The 22,918-nt window shown below is 41.4% G+C and carries 13 protein-coding genes; 9 read left to right on the forward strand and 4 right to left on the reverse strand.

Translation table 11 applies throughout. The annotated features are described in order from the left end of the window. Position 1: 1 nt before the first annotated feature. Positions 2-901, forward strand: a complete 900-nt coding sequence (hemF, locus tag UABAM_RS24035) for an oxygen-dependent coproporphyrinogen oxidase (RefSeq protein ID WP_151970542.1) — start codon at positions 2-4, stop codon at positions 899-901. A 211-nt stretch (positions 902-1,112) separates the two neighbouring features. On the opposite strand, the gene lepA is transcribed toward hemF, so the two are convergent. Together lepA and UABAM_RS24045 are read right to left on the reverse strand one after the other, a co-directional pair. Beyond that, positions 1,113-2,909, reverse strand: a complete 1,797-nt coding sequence (gene lepA / locus UABAM_RS24040; RefSeq protein WP_151970543.1) for a translation elongation factor 4 — start codon at positions 2,907-2,909, stop codon at positions 1,113-1,115. A gap of 70 nt (positions 2,910-2,979) precedes the next feature. Beyond that, the gene (locus tag UABAM_RS24045; RefSeq protein ID WP_151970544.1) at positions 2,980-5,520 is read right to left on the reverse strand and encodes a protein kinase domain-containing protein; all 2,541 of its coding nucleotides are present in this window, start codon (positions 5,518-5,520) and stop codon (positions 2,980-2,982) included. A 162-nt stretch (positions 5,521-5,682) separates the two neighbouring features. On the opposite strand from UABAM_RS24045, the gene UABAM_RS24050 reads away from it, so the two are divergent. The 4 genes from UABAM_RS24050 to UABAM_RS24065 are packed head-to-tail and all read left to right on the forward strand — an operon-like array spanning position 5,683 to position 14,142. Further along, positions 5,683-8,076 (forward strand): HEAT repeat domain-containing protein, encoded by a 2,394-nt coding sequence (locus UABAM_RS24050; RefSeq protein WP_151970545.1) that lies wholly within the window; start codon positions 5,683-5,685, stop codon positions 8,074-8,076. A 2-nt stretch (positions 8,077-8,078) separates the two neighbouring features. Beyond that, positions 8,079-10,241: a bifunctional serine/threonine-protein kinase/formylglycine-generating enzyme family protein gene (locus UABAM_RS24055; protein WP_151970546.1), complete on the forward strand. Its 2,163-nt coding sequence runs from the start codon at positions 8,079-8,081 to the stop codon at positions 10,239-10,241. 2 nt (positions 10,242-10,243) lie between these two features. Beyond that, positions 10,244-13,396 carry a serine/threonine-protein kinase gene (locus UABAM_RS24060; RefSeq protein ID WP_151970547.1) on the forward strand — a complete coding sequence of 1,051 codons (3,153 nt, stop codon included), beginning with the start codon at positions 10,244-10,246 and terminating at the stop codon, positions 13,394-13,396. 2 nt (positions 13,397-13,398) lie between these two features. Beyond that, the gene (locus UABAM_RS24065; RefSeq protein ID WP_151970548.1) at positions 13,399-14,142 is read left to right on the forward strand and encodes an ankyrin repeat domain-containing protein; all 744 of its coding nucleotides are present in this window, start codon (positions 13,399-13,401) and stop codon (positions 14,140-14,142) included. A gap of 49 nt (positions 14,143-14,191) precedes the next feature. Here UABAM_RS24065 and gndA read toward each other — a convergent pair whose 3' ends face one another. After that, complete coding sequence (gndA, locus tag UABAM_RS24070; RefSeq protein WP_261343903.1) at positions 14,192-15,589, reverse strand: NADP-dependent phosphogluconate dehydrogenase; 1,398 nt, start codon at positions 15,587-15,589, stop codon at positions 14,192-14,194. A 16-nt stretch (positions 15,590-15,605) separates the two neighbouring features. Beyond that, the gene (locus UABAM_RS24075; protein ID WP_229759303.1) at positions 15,606-16,247 is read right to left on the reverse strand and encodes a protein-L-isoaspartate(D-aspartate) O-methyltransferase; all 642 of its coding nucleotides are present in this window, start codon (positions 16,245-16,247) and stop codon (positions 15,606-15,608) included. 118 nt (positions 16,248-16,365) lie between these two features. On the opposite strand from UABAM_RS24075, the gene UABAM_RS24080 reads away from it, so the two are divergent. The 4 genes from UABAM_RS24080 to UABAM_RS24095 all read left to right on the forward strand — a co-directional run bounded on the left by UABAM_RS24080 (position 16,366) and on the right by UABAM_RS24095 (position 22,697). Beyond that, positions 16,366-17,670, forward strand: a complete 1,305-nt coding sequence (locus UABAM_RS24080) for a leucine-rich repeat domain-containing protein (RefSeq protein ID WP_151970549.1) — start codon at positions 16,366-16,368, stop codon at positions 17,668-17,670. Between the two features lie 27 nt (positions 17,671-17,697). Next, a complete protein-coding gene (locus tag UABAM_RS24085) occupies positions 17,698-20,013 on the forward strand; it encodes an acyl-CoA dehydrogenase family protein (RefSeq protein ID WP_151970550.1) in 2,316 nt (771 codons plus the stop codon). A 201-nt stretch (positions 20,014-20,214) separates the two neighbouring features. After that, positions 20,215-21,168, forward strand: coding sequence for a serine/threonine protein kinase (locus tag UABAM_RS24090; RefSeq protein WP_151970551.1), 954 nt, complete (start codon positions 20,215-20,217; stop codon positions 21,166-21,168). Between the two features lie 185 nt (positions 21,169-21,353). Continuing rightward, positions 21,354-22,697 carry a lactonase family protein gene (locus UABAM_RS24095; protein WP_151970552.1) on the forward strand — a complete coding sequence of 448 codons (1,344 nt, stop codon included), beginning with the start codon at positions 21,354-21,356 and terminating at the stop codon, positions 22,695-22,697. The last annotated feature ends 221 nt before the right edge of the window (positions 22,698-22,918 follow it).

Genomic DNA, 22,918 nt, shown 5'->3' on the forward strand with positions numbered 1-22,918 from the left:
TATGCACGAAAATACACAAAAGATGGCCGATATTGTCAACAATGTCGCCGAAGATATATGTAGTCGTCTACAGAAAATCACAGGAGATGATTTTCTGCGCGACCCTTGGGAACGCAAAGATCACTACGGCAATCCTGGTGGTGGGGGAATTACACGTATCTTTAAACAAGGGAAGCATATTGAAGGTGGTGCTGTCAATACCTCTGTGATTACAGGACACATTAACCCCGAATTTGCCAAAAGACTTAAAAACGATGATAGTTACCTCGAAGCCGCAGGAGTTTCTCTTATCATACATCCCGTGAATCCGCATACGCCTACGGTGCATATGAATTTTCGTTATATACGTCAGGGTGAAAAACAGTGGTTTGGAGGTGGAGCGGATTTGACTCCCTATCTTCCTAACACCGAAAAATTTGTATTTTTTCATCAATTTTGGAAAGATAAGCTCGATGCTTTTGACGAAAATTTTTATCCGCAAATGAAAGACGAGTGCGATAAATATTTTTACTTGCCTCATCGCAAAGAAATGCGGGGTGTGGGAGGAATATTTTACGATTATGTAGATGTCACCGATCAGAATTGGGAAATGGTCCAGTCTTTGGCCACCGGGTTTATCGATAGCTATTTACCGATATTCGAAAGTACTTTTGAGAAGGAATATACTCAAGAAGATCGCAATTTTCAATTGTATCGCCGCGGACGTTATGTTGAATTTAACTTGATTTATGATCGTGGTACTATCTTTGGTTTAAAAACCAACGGACGCATTGAGTCCATTTTGGCATCATTGCCACCCAATGTTCGCTATGAATATATGTATGAGCCCGCATCGGGGACACCTTACGCGGAAATGGTGCAGTACTATCAACCGCATGACTGGGTGAACTTTTCGGAGTGAAACTTCTTTTGCGCTTTTTTGAAACGAGTGTCGTCCCTGCTTTCGCAGGGACCAGCGTTTATAAGTCAACTTCAGATTGCTGGTTTCCCGCGTAAGCGGGAATGACACAGGGAATGACACTTCGTTATCGTTTGCTCTTGAAACTTCTTTGGAGTAATCTTCTGTCGATAGACAGGAATAACACCTTTGGGTACTCTTGAGCCGAGGCCAATTAATCTTCTTTTGTTTTCAAAACAGCCAGGAACGCTTCTTGAGGAATTTCGACATTTCCCACCATCTTCATGCGTTTCTTTCCCTTTTTCTGTTTTTCTAGTAGTTTGCGCTTACGGCTTACATCCCCACCATAACATTTTGCCAATACATCCTTGCGCATAGCGGAAATGGTTTCTCTCGCGATGATTTTTCCTGAAATAGCTGCTTGGATGGGCACTTTGAACATCTGTTTGGGAATGGTATCCTTGAGTCGTTCACACATGTGACGTCCACGACTCTCCGAACGCGATCGGTGTACGATAATCGACAATGCATCCACTCTTTCACCGGACACAAGTATATCTACTTTTACTAGGTCGCTATCGCGATAGTCAAGTATTTCATAGTCAAAAGAAGCATAACCACGAGACATGGACTTCAATTGATCATAAAAGTCGAACATGACTTCACCTAGCGGTATTTCAAAAATCAATTCGACGCGTTTCTTGTCGATATAGTTCATGTTTTGTTGAATACCACGACGTTCCATACACAATTTGATAATAGGGCCTAGATACTCGGCAGGTAAAACGATATTGGCGCGAATATATAGCTCTTCGGACTGCTTGATAAAGGTTGAATCAGGATACTCCACAGGGTTATCGATGTACACGGTTGAGCCGTCTGACATTTGGAAACGATAACGTACCGAAGGAGCCGTAACGATAATACTTTGGTTAAATTCTCTTTCTAAACGCTGTTGGATAATTTCGAGGTGTAGTAGTCCCAGAAAACCGCAGCGAAAACCCGAACCAAGTGCCGAGGATGTATCTTTTTCGTAGATCAATGACGCATCATTTAGTTGCAGTCTTTCCATGGCTTGTGACAGATCTTCATAGTCATCGGAAGCGATGGGATAAAAGGACGAAAATACTACGGGTTTTACTTCGCGAAATCCGGATAAGGGACCTTCACACGGGTTACTGTTTAAAGTGATGGTGTCACCATTTTTAATATCACTCACGCGTTTAATTCCGGCAATGATATACCCTACTTCTCCCGCTTTTAACGAGTCGCGTTTTTCGCGCTGTATGCGAAAATATCCGACTTCTTCGATATCGTAAGTCTCACCAGAAAACATAAACTTAATTTTATCTCCTGGCTTCAAAACACCATTGAACATACGCGTGTGAATAACAGCGCCGCGATAAGGGTCATAAGTGGCATCAAAAATAAGCGCAGATACTTTTTCTTCTTCGTTTCCTTCTGGGTGCGGAACTCTTTCGACAATCGCCTCTAAAATATCTTCAATACCAATACCGGTTTTTCCAGAGGCCAAAATAACTTCTTCTGCGGGAAGACCTAGTTCATTTTCTATTTGTTCTAAAACACCGTCTATGTCGGCGGAAGGTAAATCTACCTTGTTGATCACAGGAACAATCTCTAAATCGTTTTCCATCGCCAAGTATAAATTGGCTACGGTTTGTGCTTCCACACCTTGTGAGGCATCGACAAGTAGAACAGCTGCTTCACATGAAGCCAAAGCGCGTGATACTTCATAGGAAAAGTCCACGTGTCCCGGAGTGTCTACCAAGTTTAGCAAGTATTCCTTGCCATTTTTGGCCGTATACGGTAAAGCCGCTGTTTGGCTCTTTACGGTAATTCCGCGTTCCCGTTCTATGTCAAGTGTATCCAAAGTTTGCTCGCGCAAATTATTATCAGACACAACTTTTGTGAGTTGTAGCATTCTGTCGGCCAGTGTCGATTTACCGTGATCGATGTGTGCTATAATGCTAAAGTTTCTAATATTTTCCATTGTTTTTCACTTAATAAATGAAAAAGCAGGCATAGAGTAACTATGCCTGCTTTTAAGTAAAACGATGTAATTACTCTTCTTGTGCTTGCTGTTGTCTTATTTCTTGTTCTAAACTTTCCAGACGACCTGTTTTGATACAATCTAATACTTTTCTCAGTTCATCTGTCAGTTCTTCAGCATCTTCATAACGTTTACTTGGACGTCTTTGCATCATTTTCAAAACAATACGCGATATCGCTAATGGAATTTCCGGACAGATTTCGCGAGGATCGCGGGGATCTTTGCTTAGACGTTGATGAATAATATCTAGTACGTCATTACCCTCAAAAGGAACATCTCCCACTAACATGTGATAGAATGTTGCCCCCAAACTATATATATCACTTTGAATTGTAACATCTTTTCCTAAGATTTGTTCTGGGGATAGATAGTAAGGAGTACCCAAGATAATTCCGCGTGTTGTCATCGAGCAATGTTGGTCGGTGACTTTGGCAATTCCAAAGTCCACTAATTTGACAACGCCTTCTTTGGTCAATAGTATGTTCGCTGGTTTTATATCGCGGTGTACGAGGTGATGTTCTTGGTTTAATGACTCTAAGGCACGTGATACTTGCATTGTAATGTCAAGTGCTGTCAGAGGAGCAAGTTTTCCTTCGCTACGGATCATCTCTTCTAATGTTTGACCATCGACGAACTCCATAACATAGAAGCATTTATTTCGATCCATCATGAGATCATAACCGCGTATCAAATTGTCATGATCGAAGTTAATGACCGTAAGTGCTTCTTGCATAAAACGCATAACCGCTTTGCGATTTTTGTAATCGGAAGGTGGAAGGTATTTTACGATGACTTTTTCGTTGTCACGTAAACGATTGGCTTGGTAAATATGCCCCATACCCCCTTCACCGATTTTTCCAATGATTTGGTAATCGAGATGATCACTCCCTTGGAGTCTACCGCCGCGTACGGGAAGTTTTCCTTGGGTAATGGCTGATTTTTCCAAAAGTTCTATTGCACGTGCTTTTAAATCAGGTATTGTAAGAGGTTTGGTGACGTAACCACATCCACTTTTTAATACGGATAGAATCTTATCTTCTGATTCGTAAGGCGAGCCGAGAAATAAGATAGGAAGACTTTCCAGATCGGCAACCAGACGCAACTTTTTCAAAATTTTATAACCGTCTAATTCTGGATTTCCGGCATCTAAAAACAGTAGGTTTGGTTTCTTTTCGATAAGTATGCTGAGATTGTCTTCCGAAACTTGTACTTGTTGTAGATCATAAAGATTTGCAAAGCTTTCGCGCAACATATTAAACACATTGTCTTCGCAGTTGGCGACGAAGATGCGCTTTTTGCGAAAATTGAGCATTTTTTTCAATATGGTACGTGTTTTACGTTGTTCTTCTGCAGAAGCTTGTGCGGGAGAACTTGGCAGGATTAATATTTCGTTACTCTCACCACTTTTCTCGTCACCAGCCACGATGAATTTAATCATGTTGGGCTCGTCGAGTTTAGGGATATCAAATGTAAGACCAAGAGCTGTTAAGTCTGCGCGGCCGTCCACAAAGCTCGAGCCACTCACCGTGTCTTCATTGGGTCCACTAAGACCCTGAACTTTGCAATTTTTCGCGTTTGTGTAGACCACTGTATCACTTTGATAGTCTATTTTAAGGTTGTTATACGCGTCAAGAGCTAGAAGTTGGTTTTCACCTTGGACAGGAACACCCGTGGTTTGTGGAGAAGTCAGTACCAACTGGAAACTTCCCGTTTCTGCTGGGCGAATCAGTATGCCTGATGTAGAACCTTGTGGTCCTCCAGGCTTTGTATCACTAGCTGTAATAACAGGTTTTTGGGTTATGTTGTAAAAGCGAAAAGACTTGTGGGTACGCGCACAGCCATCCGAAAATTCAACATCCATATACGCGGGAATTTCGGCCGTATGTACCTCAGAACTTCCTTGAGAAGTTGTAAAGTATATGCGACGAACTCCATTATACGAATTATCGGCGACACCATCTACATTGGTTTGTAGAGCAAGACTGAATGCCTCTCCTGCGACTTCTTCGTTGTCATGTTCTGAGGAAATGACAAATGTTCGGCCTCGTGGCTCGATTAGCCATTGTTTTTCGGGGCTATTGCCAACGTTGTACGTTTGGTCTTTTTTGTTGATGAAAACTTCGGGGGTAACGTCTATTTTTCCTGTAGAGGCTTTGTAGCCAATGTCTACATTTAATTTGATTGTAATACTACTATTGGCGGTAATAGATGATTCATTTTCGTTGTCGGGTAGGACAATATACTCATGAGACACGTCTTCGTCTGCGCTTTTAAATTGAAGATCTGCTGACTCAACTTCGATTTCTTCTTCGCTAGAGTTCTTAATTGTAAAACTAATTTCACATGTTCTCTGAGCTTGTTCGACTATTTCGGGCAACTCAACATCGAGAATTTCCACCTTGATGTCTGCGGGAATATTGCGTGATTTCTTTGGAGTTACATCTGTGGCTGGTACAGCTTTTTCTTCTCTACTTCTACTTTTTATATCCATTAAATAGAGATAGATAACAACCAGCAAAATGACAGATATCAAAACAATTTTTATAATCATAAACCTAGGGCAATATGCCCCCCCTTAAAAAAATATACTTGATTTTTTCAGTGCTTGATTTTTGAATTGTATTGTATAATTAAGCAAACGTTTGTAAAGAAAATTCCGAGTTTTCGAATACAAATACTGTGGTCAATAGCATTTTGCAAAGCGAGGTCTAAAATGAGTCTACATAGCATCGGAAATATTTTGACGCAATTACGCACACATTCGTACAACAATGCAGCGGAAAAAATCGATTTACTAGATAAGTTGAAGGAAACCGGCCAGGCAACGCCTCAAAATACCGCCTGGATGTTAGTAACCGATGATAAAAACTATCGCGATTTCAGTTTCAGCGTCTTCTCCAAACACAAAGATCAAGGTATTATGAAAATTCTCTTGCAAGAGATGCAAGGAAAAAAAGAAGATGTGGTTGAAAAATTATCGCGAATACTTGCCAATTTATCTCCACCAGGGCTAGACGAATTTCTGCAAGACCGCATTAGGCTCGGACAAGAAGATGAAAAAATAACTGTTTTAAACATATTGAAAAACATGGGGGCCGTGGAACCCTATTTATCTCTTTACAACGTGTCTCTACGCGATAAAAGTGAACACGTGCGTTTTTTATGTGTGAATATTCTCAGCCGTTCGATACAAAAAAGTGAGATATTCACTGTATTATGCCCTCTCCTTGTCGACGAGAGCGAAAGAATACGTTCTTGTATTATTCAAAAATTAACCCAAGTAAAAGACATCAAAATTATCGCCATTATTTTTGAAATCATGGCACGGGAAACAAAAGAAAACCAAGAGCTTCTCATTGCCATACTGAAGAAAATTGCCCAGGAAATGGAAATAGACATCGTTGATCTTATCATTCCGGCACTTATGGATAACAAGGGAGATATTCGCAAAGCGGGAGCACTATTTTTTGCCAGTTTACCGGATTTACACCAGTCGACGGTTCTTCTTTTAGAGCGTATGCGTCGCTTGAGTTTTGATGTAAAGAAAAAAATCTTCAAGTCTTTCAAACATATCGACAAACAAATAACAGAAGTTGTGGTACTACTTCTAAACGATTCCGATATCAATCATTGTATTGACGCGCTCATTATCTCCATGAATCTAGAAGATGAGCGTATACCACAAGGAATTGGTAATGTATTGCGCACAGGTGTGGATTGGTGGGTAAAATTATTGGGAATCGAGATAATTACCAATTACAAATTACCGGAAACAATCGCTATTCTCGAAGAGCACGAAAACGATGAGTTTTTAGAATGGTCGGTGATCGCAGCCTATGGTCAGTTACAATGTGCGGAAAAGCTCCCGTATTTACAAAATCACTTGGCAAATAAGTCAAAAGACATTCGTCGCGCCGCACTACATGCCATTTGCCATATTGGAACTTCTGAGGCGATGAAAATAATCGAAGAACTTGCTTCACCGCAGTGTGATCGATTTCTACACACAGAGTTGCGCTTGATGAATGAACAAAACCCTTTTCCTTTTGACATTGCGGACTTGGAGAAAAGAAACGACAAAGAACAATTAAAGCAAGAAATGGAGATGTTAGGCTTACGATTGGAAAGTAGCGTTTCTGAGGAGAATAAAGAAGGTGAACAATCGATTGTCTTGGGAATGGAGAATCTAGAGAAAAGATATACCATTCCAACACCACAGGAGGAAATGCCGCAACCGACAGTTTCTGAAGAAGAAATACCGCAATCGACAGCTTCTGACGAAGAGCCTGTTTACAATCCTCAAATTCAACCAAATCCTCAGCAAGTAGTAAGTGCCCCTGCCCCTGCTCCTGGACAAAACACAATTTTTTTTGTGGAGCGTGAGCCGAAAAAAACTACTTACCAGGGAAACATACCCTACCAATCTGCTCCACAGGAGACTTTAGCAATTCCCGATGAACCCCAAGCAACAAATAACGCTCAATATCAACAGACTTTGGCAATTCCCGATGAACCTAAGCCAACAAATAGTTCCAAATATCAGGAAACTATTGCCATACCTGGTGAGGCTCAACCGACAAATAATGCTCAATATCAGCAGACTTTAGCAATTCCCGATGAATCTAAACCGACAGGTAATTCTCAATATGAAGAAACTCTTTCTATACCTGACGAGCCAGCAAAAATTCCTCACAATCAGCCATCTGAAAACAAAGAAGAGATGCTGACAAATTTTCGTTCGCGTTTCCATCGGATTACTTCAAGACTGAAACAGGGAGACCTAGAAAAGGTAACACAGGAAAGCGAAGCGCAAACGTCATCACAGTCGTCTCAGTCTCAGCCAACAGAACCGTCACAACCAACGCAACCTCAAGCAACGGAATCACAGCCGGCAGCACAGCCATTTACGATGAAAGCGGATAACTCATCGGCAAAATCATTCAACATGGGTGAAGCAAAGCCGCAGCAAAAATCGCATATTCCACAGATTTTTTCAAAACCGCGCTCAGATAAAAAGTCAACTGATTCCACAAAGATCCCTTTCAACGTAAAAGGAAAGACTAGTTTGCAATTTAATATCCGCAAAAAAGATGACGAAGCGGAATAAATATGTCGACAACCAATGAAAAGCACCTAATCTCATTAGCCATCAAAATGGGAATGATTACGAGCCAACAGTTGCAGCAATGTCTGGCAATTCAAAAACAACAAGGCAATATTCCGTTGATGAGTGTTCTCAATAGAGAAGGGTATCTCTCAGAGCAACAGATCAATGATCTATGGCGGCAATCGACAAACCAAAGAGTTGTGGATAGCCAAACAAATGCAGGAGATAATACCAATTATCCCCAAGCGTCAACACCAACGAAAAAAAGTGAATACGTTCCGTCGTTTGGCCGTTATGAAATTATTTGTGAACTAGGACGTGGTGGTATGGGCCGCGTTTACAAGGTGTATGATCAACAACTGCGTCGCGAAATAGCGTTAAAAATGTTGCTATTGGGAACAAATGACAATGACACGGATTTCCAAAGATTTCAAAGAGAAGCGCGCGCTACGGCCAATTTAAATCACCCGAATATTGTGCGCGTTTACGATATTGGTATCGAAGATTCTTATCCTTATTTTACCATGGACTTGATAAACGGTGGTTCGTTAAAGGAGCGAATGAAGAATCTGTCGATACGTCAAGCCGTAGACGCAATGATGAAAATCACCGATGCCATTCACCACGCACATGGCCAAGGCATTATACATCGTGATTTAAAGCCGGCGAACATCATGTTTGACGACAACAACGAGCCAGTGATTATGGATTTTGGTTTGGCAAAAACCTCCAAAGCGAGTCGAAAATTATCGCGTACGGGCACAGTAATGGGAACACTTCACTACATGCCCCCAGAGCAAGCCGGGGGACGCTCTCGCGATGTCGATGCAAGAAGCGATGTATATGGACTCGGAGCAGTTTTTTATGAAATATTAACCGGCAAACCACCTTTTACAACGACAAACTACGCTCAAATTCTGAACCAGATCATCAATGTTGTGCCTATGCCACCGACAAAAATCAAACCGCGTATTCCCAAAGACTTGGAAAATATCTGTATGAAGTGTTTGGAGAAGAAAAAAGAAAAGCGCTATCAAACAGCCGCGGCGTTAAAAAGAGATCTACAGCGTTTCGCACGTGGTGAAAAGTTAGAGGCTTCCTCTGGAATGTTGCGCAAAACAGCCATGGCTTGGCAGAAATATCAAAAAATTCTGATGTTTGCCGGAATATTTGTAATGATGGTTGCCGCATTTTTATTAGGCAAATCGTTTGATGAGCCTTCTTCTAAAACTAAACCACAAGAGAAACAAACAACTCAAACACCTCCGCAAAAGACACCTAAGGAGACATCTTCAGATGCTGCGGAAAATATTCCTTTTGCAAAAGAAATTTGGCAAGCTGGATGGGATACACAAAATAAAAGGTTCGACTTTAGCCATGAAAAATGGCGCAATCTGTCATTTGAAACACAAAAACAATATGCGCGCCAATATCAAATCTGGTATGCCAGTGAAAACAATTTGTCTTTGACAAAAAAAGTTCGCGCTCTAAATATGATATTTGTACTTGTTCCTCCAGGGGTAATGTATGAACCGCGAAAGCCTAAGAAGCAAAAGCGCGAAAAAAAGCTTATTGTCATTCCACGAGCTTTTTACATTAGCAAACATGAAATTACCCAGGAACAATGGCAACAAATGGGTATGCGAATTGTGGCACCATCCCCAGGTCGAAATATACCGGTAAAAGAAATCAATGTTCTTGAGATCGAAGAGTTTTGTAAACGAATGAACAATAAACATGGACGCTCTGGTTTTTTTCGCCCTCCGCATCAAAAAGAATGGATTTATGGATGCATGGCTGGTTCTACTTACAAATACAACATCGGTGACAAACTTTTCCCTTCTCAAGCAAATATTCACATGGGCAAGCCCGTTTCTATAGAAAAATTTGCAAAGTTCGCCAATGCTTGGGGAGGATGTAGTTTTCATGGCAATGTCGGTGAGTGGATGGAGAATTGGCGCTACGGAGGACGGTGGCCAGATGACCCGAGTCATATATTCAAAGCCTTTCACCGCTCCAGTTTTCTCGGTAAAAAAGAAGTCTACAATTTTGGGATTGGAGGCAATATTATGCGCATACCGTTTGTGGGATTTCGTTTAGCGATCGGCGACCGAGTATTTGATGTGTATCCTCCGCGAAAGAAGAAAAAACAAAACGGAAAGTAGTGATGAACAACTGGTACATAGCTAAAAAAAATGACAAAGAGATATATGGACCTTTTTCCGCGTCGCAAATTCGGCAATATCTCGAACAAAAGAAATTGCAACTCGATGATTTCCTTTCCTACGATAAACAGAACTGGCAAAAAGTAAGAGAAGTATTTCCTCCGCCAGATTTAAAATTTCAAGACTATGAAATTCTTGGAGAACTAGGGCGTGGAGGAATGGGCGTTGTTTACAAAGCGAGACATAAATCTCTGAACCGTTATTGCGCAATCAAGGTTTTACACAGCGAAGATGAAAATTCGCAAAAGCAGTTCATCAAAGAAGCCAAGGCTATGGCGCGACTAGATCATCCCAACATCGCGCGCATCTACGACACTGGTATTCACCCTATGTATTTTTTTGCCATGGAGTTCATCGAAGGCGAAACACTCACCAAATGGATGGAATACAAACCATCGACAACAAGACTATTGCAAATTTTTCGGCAAATATGTTTTGCCGTGGAGTACGCCCACAAAAATAAAATCATTCACCGCGATCTAAAACCAGACAACATTATGGTGAAAGATGACAATGTCAAAGTGATGGATTTTGGAATCGCGCGACAACTCGACACCGAAAACACCTTTTATCAAACAGGTGAAATAGTGGGAACACCGCATTACATTGCGCCTGAATTACTGAACGGTTTTAAATCAGACGAGCGCAGTGACATATATGCTTTGGGAGTTATTTTGTACAATCTCTGCACCGGACGTACACCTTTTGAAGAGGGCAATATGGTGCAATTATTGTATGTTATTTCCACTGTTGACCCGCCACGGCCCTCTGAGTTTCGACCACGCATCAATAAAGACTTAGAAGTTATTTGTATGCACTGTTTACAAAGAAATCGCGAGGCACGATATCAAAAAGTGAGTCTGCTACGTAAGGAAATCGAACGTGTACTCAACAACCGCCCGATTCTCACTAGGCCACCGAGTACCCTGAAGAAATGCGTACAGTGGTGTTATCATCATCCGCTGACCAGTGGCTTACTCATGATTATATTTGTGGTAATACCACTGATGACGATGTGGTTTTTATACAAAGAGCGACAGAATAAAAATGAGCTAGCGGTTGCACACCAACAATTACAAGAGACTCTTATCAAAACGCATTTAGAAACCGCAAAGGCTAACATCACAACAAAGAATTACTCGAACGCGCTAATGAACGCGAAAAAGGCCTACGAAATTTCGCAGCGTCTGGAGAAAAAATATTACCAGAACCAAATTTTTTTTACTCTACATACCATACTCCCCAATGCGCCAAGGTTAGAAAAGGAATATCGTTTTGTGAACTTCGAAAAAGCGATGGTTTCACCTCGCAAACAATTTTTCGCAGGAATTTATATAAACGAAAAAAAACAGCCAATGTTCGTTTGCGGAAAGTTTGATGTGCAAAAACGTCGCTATGAGTTTTCTGATACGTTGTTTGCACAAAAATGTAGAACATACTTTATCGACATAGACGAAACACTACAACGCGCCTACTTCTTGGACGAAACGAAACTGCACTTTTACGATTTTGCAAAGAATGAGGTCGTACGCTTATTCGACGTTGACCACGAAATAGAGAAAATTGTCCATGTACCGGACGGCAAAAAAATGATCGTAGATGAAGGCAATACAATTAACATCTACTCTTTGCCGCAAAAAACGTTACATTTTGACATTGAGAATGTAGATGGAAGTTTTTGTGTCAGTCGCGATGGTAAATTCATCGCTGCTTGTGTACGCAACGGTATCAGGATATTCGACATCGACAAGAAAGAAGAATCTCATTTGATTGTCTACATGGGCCATAGGTTCTCTGATGTGGCGTTTGGTCAACAAAATCGTTATTTAATTGCGGGAAACGAATTCGGGAAAATATTCGTTTGTGATTTAAAACGCAAAAAAGATTTTATCTTTTCTCAACATAAAAATAAAGTAACCAACATCAAGTTCAACAACGACCTACGGATATTTGCCAGCGCAGGACAGGACAAAAACGTCATGATTTGGGATGCGTCCGCAAAGTTGATCTCGATAACAAAACTCCCTGGTGTTCCCTTTCACTTGTTATTTGATCGTAAAGACAAGCTATGGGTTCACAGTCAAAGCGCAAATGGTACATTGGTACAGCAGTGGAACATATCTCCATATCTTCATAAAAAACTCATGCTAAACGAGAAGCGTAAAAAATTACTATTCGGTGTACAAAAATCGCACAATGTTGAAATGGAAAAAATTTTCACGCGTCCGTTGAGCATCAGTCCTAAAGGGAACGTCGTGATCCAACCATTTCTAATAGGTAGTTTGGTATGGGATCAAGATGATCGTTTTCGTTTTGTTAGTGCGATACGAACAATAAGCGATTTACGTTTTTTACGCTTTAGTCACGACGAAGAAATTGTCGCAAAAGCGCGCAATAGAGAAGTCGTTTTCTTAAACGTGGGAAATTTCGAAATTACCGGATCTATTAGCTTTGCGAACAACATAAAGTCTATCGAATTTTCGCAAAACCGCAACACTCTCTTCATCACCGACCATCGGGAAATATTCGTCTATGATTACGAGAAGCAAAGTCAAGTGAGATACTCTATCGGAAACTACGGCTCTTTGAGCAGTGCGACGCCTGACCCAAAAGACGAGTGGTTGGCCGTGGGCACAAGCGATGGTGTTGTTGTCTTGTGTCGTGGAGATTTCATGAATCAAAGGCCACAGGTTGCGTTCGAGGAAGATTTACGCAGTGGAGAAATCATCAACATCAAGTGGCATGTTTCCGGAAAATACTTTGTATGTATTAGTAGAGAAGGTGTTGTGACCATTTTCCGCCTTGTCGAGAATCAGTGGCAAAAATGGAAAAACTATGATGTTCCGCAAGATATAAAAAATCTGTCGTTTTCTCCGGATACAAAGGCCAGCTATTTGGCGGTTTTTACGGAGCAAGATATTATTATTTTTGATTTACAACGCGATTTTTCAGGAAAAATATATGATGGTTATTATAAAGGTAACAGCGCCAATTTATTTCCTGATTGGTCAAAAATTGCCATTCCCTCACTCAATGGCAATATTCTAATTTTTGATTTTCCGACGGATGTTTTTGCGGAAGTGAGAAGGAAGTGACAATGGACATGTTTGAGCTAATCAAAAACGCAGATTTAGAAACTTTGCAAAATGCCATTTCTCTAGGGGGAAATCCACAAATCCGAAATAACTGCGGGGACACACTTTTGAGTGTTGCCTCAGGAAATGGACAACACGAAGTGGTGGAGTATTTATGTGAACTAGGAATAGAACTTCACATAACCAATGACTTTGGATTTACGGCGCTTTCCAGTGCCTTGTGGTGTAGTCATATGAACGTGGCAAATTACTTGGTGTCCAAAGGTGCAAAGATCAATGTGGAGTGTGCCGCTGCTTTGGGAAATATCGATGCACTCGAGAAAAATTTGTCCAAGATAACTTCCATTGAAGATATGGTTGGTGCGTATTTACTCGCTTGCCGCTGCGGACAATTGCAAGTGATACAGTGGTTTCTCGACCAAAAAATGCCTATCGATTTACATCCTCCTGGTAGTGAATGGGGCGGCATTGGCTGCCCAGGTTTACATCATGCTGTGGAAAATGGTCATATTGCAGCGGTTAAACTCTTACTCGAAAATGGAGCCGATTTCACTTTAGTAGACGATGTCTACCAAAGTAACGCCCTTGCGTGGGCAGCGGGTGCAGGTAATCGTGAGATAACAATGTTGTTGCGAGAGGCGGGAGCGTCCGTTAGTCAACGCAATAGCCATGGCTTAAATGCCATTGATTTGGCCGAAGAATATGGATTTAGCGAACTTGCGCAACAACTAAAAGATTCGTCGTAGTATTTTCGAGTCTGACACCAAAATCACCGATTTGAGTCTGACACCAAAATCACTTCTTTCTCCAATCGCTGTGAAAAACACCTGGGCGATCTTTGCGTTCATAACCGTGCGCTCCAAAATAGTCGCGTTGTGCTTGAAGTAAATTGGCGGGTAACCATGCAGAGCGGTAGCTATCAAAATAGTTGAGCGCTGAGCTAATGGCCGGAATGGGAACCCCTACCTTAAGAGCCGAAATAACCAACGCACGCCAATGATGGTGTGTTCTATTTAGTACATTGACAAAAAATGGGTCAATAAGCACATTCTCTAAATCGTTATTTTCAAAAAAAGCCCTATCAATCATTGACAACATTTCGGCGCGAATAATGCATCCACCACGCCAAATACGCGCGATTTCATGTAATTTCAATTGCCAACCATATTCGAGACTTGCGCGGTGCATGAGTGCAAAACCTTGGGCATAGGTGCACATCATCGAACTACATAGTGCATGGTAGATGTTGTTGGTGATATCTTGGAGTTCGACATCGCTAAAATTTAAGGCAAATTGCTCCGCGGCAAATAATCGTTCGTTGCGAATGGCGGAAAGAAAACGGCTATGAATCGCGGTGGAAATGGTCGGAATTGCGACGCCCAAGTCAAGTGCTGCTTGCGCTGTCCATTTTCCCGTACCTTTGTGTTTAGCGGTATCGAGAATTAAATCGAGTATGGGAGTACTCCCCTCTTTTTTCGACAAGATAGCTGTGGAGATTTCGAGAAGATAACTACGGACAGGACCGCGATTCCACGACTGAAAGACTTCGTAGATATCCTCGTGATCTAGGGCCAAGGCACATTTCAATATGTGGTATACTTCGCACAAAATTTGCATCAAACCATACTCAATGCCATTGTGTACCATCTTTACAAAATGCCCAGCTCCATCGGTTCCAATCCAACAACAACAGGGGTAATTGTCATCAGTTTTTGCGGTGATCGTTTCAAAAATAGGGCTAATTTCTTTCCATCCTTGTCGTGAACCTCCTGGCATAAAACTAGCACCGTGTAAAGCTCCATATTCCCCACCAGAAATACCCATTCCTACGAAGTGGATATCTTTTTGCGTCAGCAGCTTATGACGTCTGTCACTGTCGGCAAAGTGTGAATTTCCGCCATCGATTATCGTGTCTCCAAAGCCTAGATGTACACTCAGTTTTTCCAGGTAATCATCAACGGGTTTTCCCGCCTTGATCATCATGAGCACCTTTGCTGGTTTTTTTAAGAGACGCACAAATTCTTCCAGTGAATTTGCCGCCATGTGTCGCGGAAATTTTTTCTTGTGTTGTTCGAGCAAATCGGGACGAAATTCATCGCAAACGGCAACCTTCCAACCTTTGCGACTCAGATGAATCGCTAAACTACTGCCCATAACTCCCAAACCAATAATTCCAATATCAGCTTTGATCACTTTTTTACCTCACTAACTATCTTTGCATTTCCGCTTGTCCGACCATCGGAACAAATCGCACATCTAACATGTGTTCTTCGCGTACATCGCTTTCTGTTAAGCGCACGATACGCTTTAGAGACTGAATGTAAGTTCCTTCTGGTACGACCATCATTCCACCAATTTTTAATTGTTGTATCAGTGGCTGTGGAACTTGTGGGGGGGCACAAGTGATGATGATTCGATCAAAAGGAGCGTACTGCGGCCAGCCGCTAAATCCGTCTTTTTCGATAAAGTGTACATTGGCGTAGTTTTGTAAATTTTTTTGCGCCATTTCTGCTAAAAAAGGTACAATCTCCATCGTATACACTTCCGCGGCAATTTCCGCCAAAACCGCTGTTTGATAACCACAACCACTACCGATTTCTAAAACACGATGCGTAGACTCTAGTTCTAGAATCTCGGTCATATACGCCACAATGTATGGTTGGGAAATGGTTTGTCCTTTACCGATGGGTAAAGGGTGATCGGCGTATGACAAGGCACGACTCTCTTGCGGAACAAATTCATGACGTGGTACTTTGCGCATTGCTTGCAAAACAGCGGGGTTTTTTACTCCACGACGTACGATTTGCTCTTTTACCATTGTATTTCTATTTTCAGTATATGGATTGGCCAAAGTTCACTCCTTTATCGCTACAATTTCACCAGAAGATTTACAATTGCGCCACACTATGCCATAATAACTTTCGTCAAGTGTTGTTTCCAAGAAAATATTATTTTGGAGGTGTGGTATTTTGAAAAAAGGTTTGGTTCTGGAGAATATCGAGAGCAATACTGTGTATAGGGGGTGTACTTTTTACTTAAAAAGCTATACCCGTTATGATGTGCAAAATACCACGTTTGATAATTGTAGTTTTCGCACACATGTGAAGTTTTCTAATCTACAAAATTGCCAATTTTCAAATTGTAGTTTTGCGCAATTTTTAACCATAGAAAGTGATCTAGAGGAATTGCCTGTAGGTCTTTGTGGATGCAGCTCTATTAAAAATTTAGACCTGTCATACAATTCACTAAAGGAACTTCCCGAAGAAATTGGTCAACTTTCGGCACTGCAAAGATTGAATTTAAAGTGCAACTATTTGCAAAAACTTCCCGCTAGTATTAAAGAATTTTCTACCCTGGAGTCTCTGTACTTGGGGTGCAATCGTTTGTCGCAGATACCAGACGAAATTTTTTCATTGTCGTCGCTGAAAAACTTAGATTTACAAGAAAATCGGCTTTGTGATTTACCCAATGGCGTGGGACAACTTACTTCTTTGAAATATCTTGATCTTCGCGGGAATAGCCTAACGAAAATTCCAAGCGAAATTGGACATCTATCCGATATGGATTTTCTGGACTTACAACTCAATAACCTGGAGTATTTGCCAAAAGAAATTGGGTATCTTTCTTCGTTAGAGGTACTTTTGTTAGACTCTAATAGATTAACAAGTCTTCCTAACGAGTTTGCCAATCTTGGTTCCTTAAGAGAGCTATTCCTATCAGCAAATCTCTTTGAAGAAATTCCTAGCGAGATTAGTAGCTTGGTCTCTTTGGAGTTTCTCGATTTACATGTCAATGAAATTTCGCAACTTTGTGATAACTTTAGCAACCTTCAGTCATTAAAAAAACTTTGTTTAGGTAAAAATTACTTTGCAAATTTTCCCGTAGAACTCACAGAAATCTCGACTTTGGAAATTTTGGATTTTTCCGACAACCACCTTCGTGAAATACCACCGGAAATATCGAAACTTTCACGTTTAATTGAACTAGAATTATCAGGAAATCAACTAGTCGAGTTGCCTGTAGAGGTTACGGAAATTGCTTCTTTACAAGTGTTGAATTTATACAATAACCAACTCACGGAAATTCCCCGCGAAATAGGGCAACTATTTTTACTAACAAACCTATGTTTGTTTGACAATCAAATTACGCAGTTGCCCGAAGAAATCAAAGGGTTATATAATCTACAATATCTACAACTGACCGGAAATCCAATTTCCGAAGAACACATACAAGAAATTAGATCGTGGCTTCCCAATTGTACTGTTGAAATGTAACGAAAATATTCTTAAAGGAGGCACAACATGCATACATCAGATGTTATCATACCAAGCAATGAACGTTTACTACCGATTTTACCCATGATTTATGTCGCGTGGTCGAATAATGTTCTTACTCCTAGCGAAATAGAAAAAATTCGTGCCAAAATGGCGACAATGGAGTGGTTGCAGGAAGACGATAGCGACATTTTGCAACAATGGCTAGATCCGCGTACTCCTCCCTCTCCCGAACAAATGCAAGCATGGCTTATCGCGATTCGCGAAAACGCCAAATCGCAAACCGATACCTCGCGGCGAACTCTTGCCGACTTGGGAGCTGAAATCGCAAGCATAGGTGGCGACAATCCCAAAATTCGTTGTACATCGAAAGAATTGTGTGAAGCTTTAAACGAAGTGGAGAAGGCGTTATATGTTGTCGGTCCCGAAGCGCGTAAAGAAATACTTACCCAAAAAATTACGCGCGAAAAATTTACAGAAAAACAACAACCACAGTTCAATATAGATGAAATGACCGATTTTTTAGACGGGGAATACGCAGAGCTCCATCAGAAAATCAAAAATCTACTCCGCGACCCCATGTTTAAGTTTCCCGAGAAAAAACTAACTACCGCGGAACACCGCGAACAAGTGAGAAAGTGGTGTGCGGAAATATCCAAACAAGGCTGGGGAGCACTATTTTATCCCGAAAGTTATGGAGGTAAGAGTGATCTCGCACGCTTTATTGTTATGATGAAAAATCTTGCCTTTCACGATTTAAGTTTGGTGGTAAAAGTAGGGGTACAGTTTGGTCTATTCGGGGGGAGCGTCTTTTTCCTTGGAACCAAATATCACCACGATAAATACTTAGCGCGCATAGGAGATATGGAATGCATGGGATGTTTTGCCATGACCGAAGAGGGACACGGCTCGAACGTACGTGACCTAGAAACCACGGCACACTACGACCGCAAAACACAACAGTTCATCATCAACACACCGAGTGATTCCGCGCGCAAAGAGTACATCGGCAATGCCGCATGCGACGGAATGGTCGCAACCGTTTTTGCACAACTGATTATCCAAGACCAACCGTTTGGCGTCCACGCCTTTATCGTACCCATTCGCGACAAAGACAAAAATATCATGCCTGGTGTACGCATCGAAGATTGCGGAGAGAAAATGGGACTCAACGGTGTCGACAATGGCCGTATATGGTTTAATGACGTACGTATTCCTCGTGAAAATCTACTCGATCGTTTCGCACAAGTGGCGGAAAACGGCAAATACACCAGTTCCATATCGAGCGCTTCGCAGCGGTTTTTCACCATGTTGAGTACTCTAGTTGCGGGACGTATTAGTATCGGAGCCGCTTCCGTCACCGTCGCCAAAACCGGATTGACTATTGCCGTACGCTATGCGGAAAAACGTCGCCAATTTGGTCCTGCTGGCGAAAAAGAAATCTCCATTCTCCACTACCCCACGCATCAAAAACGCCTAATTCCTCTAATCGCCAATGCCTATGCTTTAGATTTTTCTCTACAGTATCTAACACGGCGCTACGCAGAACAAACGCCGGAAGATACACGTGAAATTGAAGTGCTCGCCGCAGGACTAAAAGCTTACGCCTCCTGGAACGCAACGCATACCATTCAAACGTGCCGCGAATGCTGTGGGGGGCAAGGATACCTAGCCGAAAACCGCTTCGCCGATTTAAAAGCCGACAGTGACATATTCACCACGTTTGAGGGAGACAATACGGTGTTGATGCAACTCGTCGCCAAAGGACTTCTCGCCGACTTAAAACAACAATTTCACGAAATGAATTGGTGGTCGATGGTCAAATACATCGCCAACCAAGCAGCTGTAGCGGTGATCGAACTAAACCCGATCACAACACGCAATACCGACGAAGAGCACTTACGCAGTGCCTCTTTTCATGCCGAAGCACTGCGCTATCGCGAAAAGTCTCTATTGATGTCCGTAGCAAAACGCTTGAAACACCGTATTGAAAATGGAATGGACTCTTTTGAAGCTTTCATTGAGTGTCAAAACCACTTGGTTAGTTTAGCCAATGCGTGTATGGAACGCGTGATTTGTGAAAGATTCCAACACGAAATCAATACGCGCGCCACAGAGTCCAACAAGCCGATTCTCGAAAAACTATGTGCCCTGTTTTCTCTAAACTGCATCGCCAAAGATCGCGGATGGTATCTAGAGAGCGGTTATGTAGAGGTGGCAAAATCAAAAGAAATTTTACGTCAGGTAAGCAAAATATGCCTGGAACTAAAACCACAGGCCGTACACTTGGTCAATGCTTTTGCGATACCAAGTCAGTGTGTCGCAGCACCTATTGCAAAGTAAAATAACTTTTATACCCACGAAGACAGGTTTGCATAAGTTTTCGTGGGTATCGAGCGGTATGGAAAATACATAGATTGTGATGGGAAGACACAGATATTACGGCGAAAATGCCTGTCTACTTTGGCTTTGCTGAAGATACAGTAAAATAAATAGAATAAGACCCAAGGAATTTCCTTAAATACAATATTCAGGTAAAATAATATGGAAAATAACGGAAAAAAGAAAAGTGATGATTCTTTTCCTTCACTGTATTTACAACCAGAAAAAATGAGTAATCATGGTGAACCAGATAGTAAGACTTCTGATATTTACTTTAATATATATCCCGGAGATGTTCTCCAAGACCGCTATGAAGTTATCGAAAAATTGGGGGAAGGGGGAATGGGAAAGGTATATAAAGTAAATGATCTGGAGAATGACAAGTTGGTGGCTCTTAAAATAACTTCATTTCCGTCAGTTAATGAAAACAATAAAATTGGCATGCGCTTTTCAAGGGAAATAGAAGCGATGCATCAACTCGTTCATCCGAATATTACACAAGTATATACCGCAGGAGAATACAAACAACGATTGTTTTACACAATGGAATGGATTGATGGCTGTACTCTCAAGGAAGCGATGGCAAATTGTTCACAAACGGTGTTACTACGCATTTTTATGGACGTAATAAGAACGATCGAATATTTACATAATCAGCACATTATACATCGCGATTTAAAACCTGAAAATATAATGGTTACAAAAACTTACCAACCAAAAATTATGGATTTTGGATTGGCAAAATTTACGGAAAAGATCAGTCGATTGACTGAAAAAGGGGCCGTTTTTGGTACGATCGATTACATGTCGCCGGAGCAGGCCAGAGGAGATATTTCCAATATAGACCATCGTAGCGATATTTACTCATTAGGGGTCATTTTATATCAAATTTTGACAGGCAAAACGCCTTTTCAAGATGATGAAATGTTCGTACGAATAAAAAACTTCTTTACAGCGTCCTTAATTCCCCCCAAAGAAATCATTCCTGAAATTTCAGAAGAACTGTCCAATACAGTTTGTAAAGCGATGGCTAGGGAGCAAAAAGATCGTTATCAATGTATTACGCATTGGATGAAAGACTTGCAAAGTATTGTTGAACAAAATGAAACACAGTAAGATTCATTTGGACTTGTGTCATTAGAAGAAAACAAAACGATCCCGATCCCATTCCTGATCCCGTTCCCGAAAAGTCAATAACCAAAAGAAGTCCTTTAGACGATCTTCGAGTAGAATGTGACGTGGATATTTGAGAGATGAAAAAGATCGTATATGACTCATATCAATGGGGGAGATAAAACTTAATGCGAAAACAATCAAAAATAATAAAATTTGCTAGTGTGATTGTATTATCATTGGCTCTTGTTTCTTGTGCGAAAAATATTCCTGTAACACCAATAACCGGTGTAGCAGCTTTTACTGGGCGAGCATTGATTGGCGTTTCAGACGCTGATATGATCAATACAGCATATGCGGATGGAAAACTCGGAAATAGGTCCGGTTTAAAAGACACCATGACATTTGTTCCCCTGCCACTTAATCCAGAAAATTCCAATATGCAAACGATATCGACACCCAACTCTGTCATCAGTTGGCCGCAAATTGTCGATGTTTCCAAAGATGGCGCTTATGCTTTTGTGGTGGAGACAAAAGGCACTCCTCCTCAAGAGACCAAACAGTTCGATGATGTTTACAGTGGTTTTCCTGATGGTTCATTGTTGACAGTTGTGAGCCTTCGTAACAAATTGCAGGTGACAGATCAGAAAAAAATAGGTCTTAACCCCAGTGCGATTATGGTTTCTCCAAATAAAAATCTTTTGGCCATTACCACAGACGGAGATGGTCGAGAATTGTGTCTAGTCGGTTTTGCAAATGGCCAAGTAGAAAACATTTATCCTTTTCATATTCCCACGTATAAAAATGAACATTTTCGCGGAGGAGCGCGTTCTGTTGCTTGGCATCCATCTGGAAATTACATTGCCTTGAATATTGGTGATCGTGAAGTTGCTTTTTATAAAATTGTATACAACGAAAAAGGCGTTCCGCAGAAAATAGAACCGTTCGGCAATAAAATCACAACAGGAAAGTACCTGACAATGGGGAGTTTTACTCCAGATGGAAACTTCTTTCTCATTTCCGATGTTGCGTGGGGAGATAGTCAACTGAGTTATCTTTTTAATCCGCGAGGTACGCTCACTTCCATAGCTTTTGGCGAAAAGACAAAGTATCATTGCATTGTTTCGCGAAAAGAAGTTGGTTACAGCCCCGAAGGATTTGCGATGAGTCCAGACGGAAAGCTTGTTGTAACGGTCAACATAAATCGCACATATCTACCAAGTATTTTTCCTGCAACCGTGTGGCCCTATAGAGAAAGAAGTTCTCTTACCCTTTTAACATTTGACCGCGAAACAGGTCGCATTAAAGTGATTGCTGAGTACGGGTTTGACGGTCTTTTGCCGGAAAACGCGACCTTTGATGCCAGCGGAAAGAACCTTGCTGTTGCCATTTACCACAATCGCGAAGAAAAACCTCGCGAAGGCTTTATCGAATTTTGGAATGTAACAAAAAAAGACAACTATGCACTGGAGCGCACTGGCTATAAGATTCCGTGTATGAGAGGAATTCACGACTTAGTGCTTGTTCCATAAATGGCTAGTTCACAATAAAAGGCAATTTGTCAATTTCTCATTTAGCTGTACATGATCTAGGCGGGCCTGTCGGTTTAAAATGGGCGGTACGTAATCCGCAACGTATTGAGAGACTGGTTCTACTCAATACTCTTGTTTATACTTCTTTTTCCTGGGCAGTTGCGCTATTTGTAATGGCAACGCGCGTGCCACTCTTGAATTCATAATGTCCGCAGAACATC

The organism is Candidatus Uabimicrobium amorphum (assembly GCF_009002475.1).
Taxonomy (GTDB): Bacteria; Planctomycetota; Uabimicrobiia; order Uabimicrobiales; family Uabimicrobiaceae; genus Uabimicrobium; species Uabimicrobium amorphum.

Excerpts from the sequence above, each read along its gene's own strand:
- UABAM_RS24055 (WP_151970546.1), top strand. The coding sequence starts at position 8,079 with ATGTCGACAACCAATGAAAAGCACCTAATCTCATTAGCCATCAAAATG.
- lepA (WP_151970543.1), bottom strand. The coding sequence starts at position 2,909 with ATGGAAAATATTAGAAACTTTAGCATTATAGCACACATCGATCACGGT.
- UABAM_RS24045 (WP_151970544.1), bottom strand. The coding sequence starts at position 5,520 with ATGATTATAAAAATTGTTTTGATATCTGTCATTTTGCTGGTTGTTATC.
- hemF (WP_151970542.1), top strand. The coding sequence starts at position 2 with ATGCACGAAAATACACAAAAGATGGCCGATATTGTCAACAATGTCGCC.
- UABAM_RS24065 (WP_151970548.1), top strand. The coding sequence starts at position 13,399 with ATGGACATGTTTGAGCTAATCAAAAACGCAGATTTAGAAACTTTGCAA.
- UABAM_RS24085 (WP_151970550.1), top strand. The coding sequence starts at position 17,698 with ATGCATACATCAGATGTTATCATACCAAGCAATGAACGTTTACTACCG.
- UABAM_RS24060 (WP_151970547.1), top strand. The coding sequence starts at position 10,244 with ATGAACAACTGGTACATAGCTAAAAAAAATGACAAAGAGATATATGGA.
- UABAM_RS24090 (WP_151970551.1), top strand. The coding sequence starts at position 20,215 with ATGGAAAATAACGGAAAAAAGAAAAGTGATGATTCTTTTCCTTCACTG.
- UABAM_RS24095 (WP_151970552.1), top strand. The coding sequence starts at position 21,354 with ATGCGAAAACAATCAAAAATAATAAAATTTGCTAGTGTGATTGTATTA.
- UABAM_RS24050 (WP_151970545.1), top strand. The coding sequence starts at position 5,683 with ATGAGTCTACATAGCATCGGAAATATTTTGACGCAATTACGCACACAT.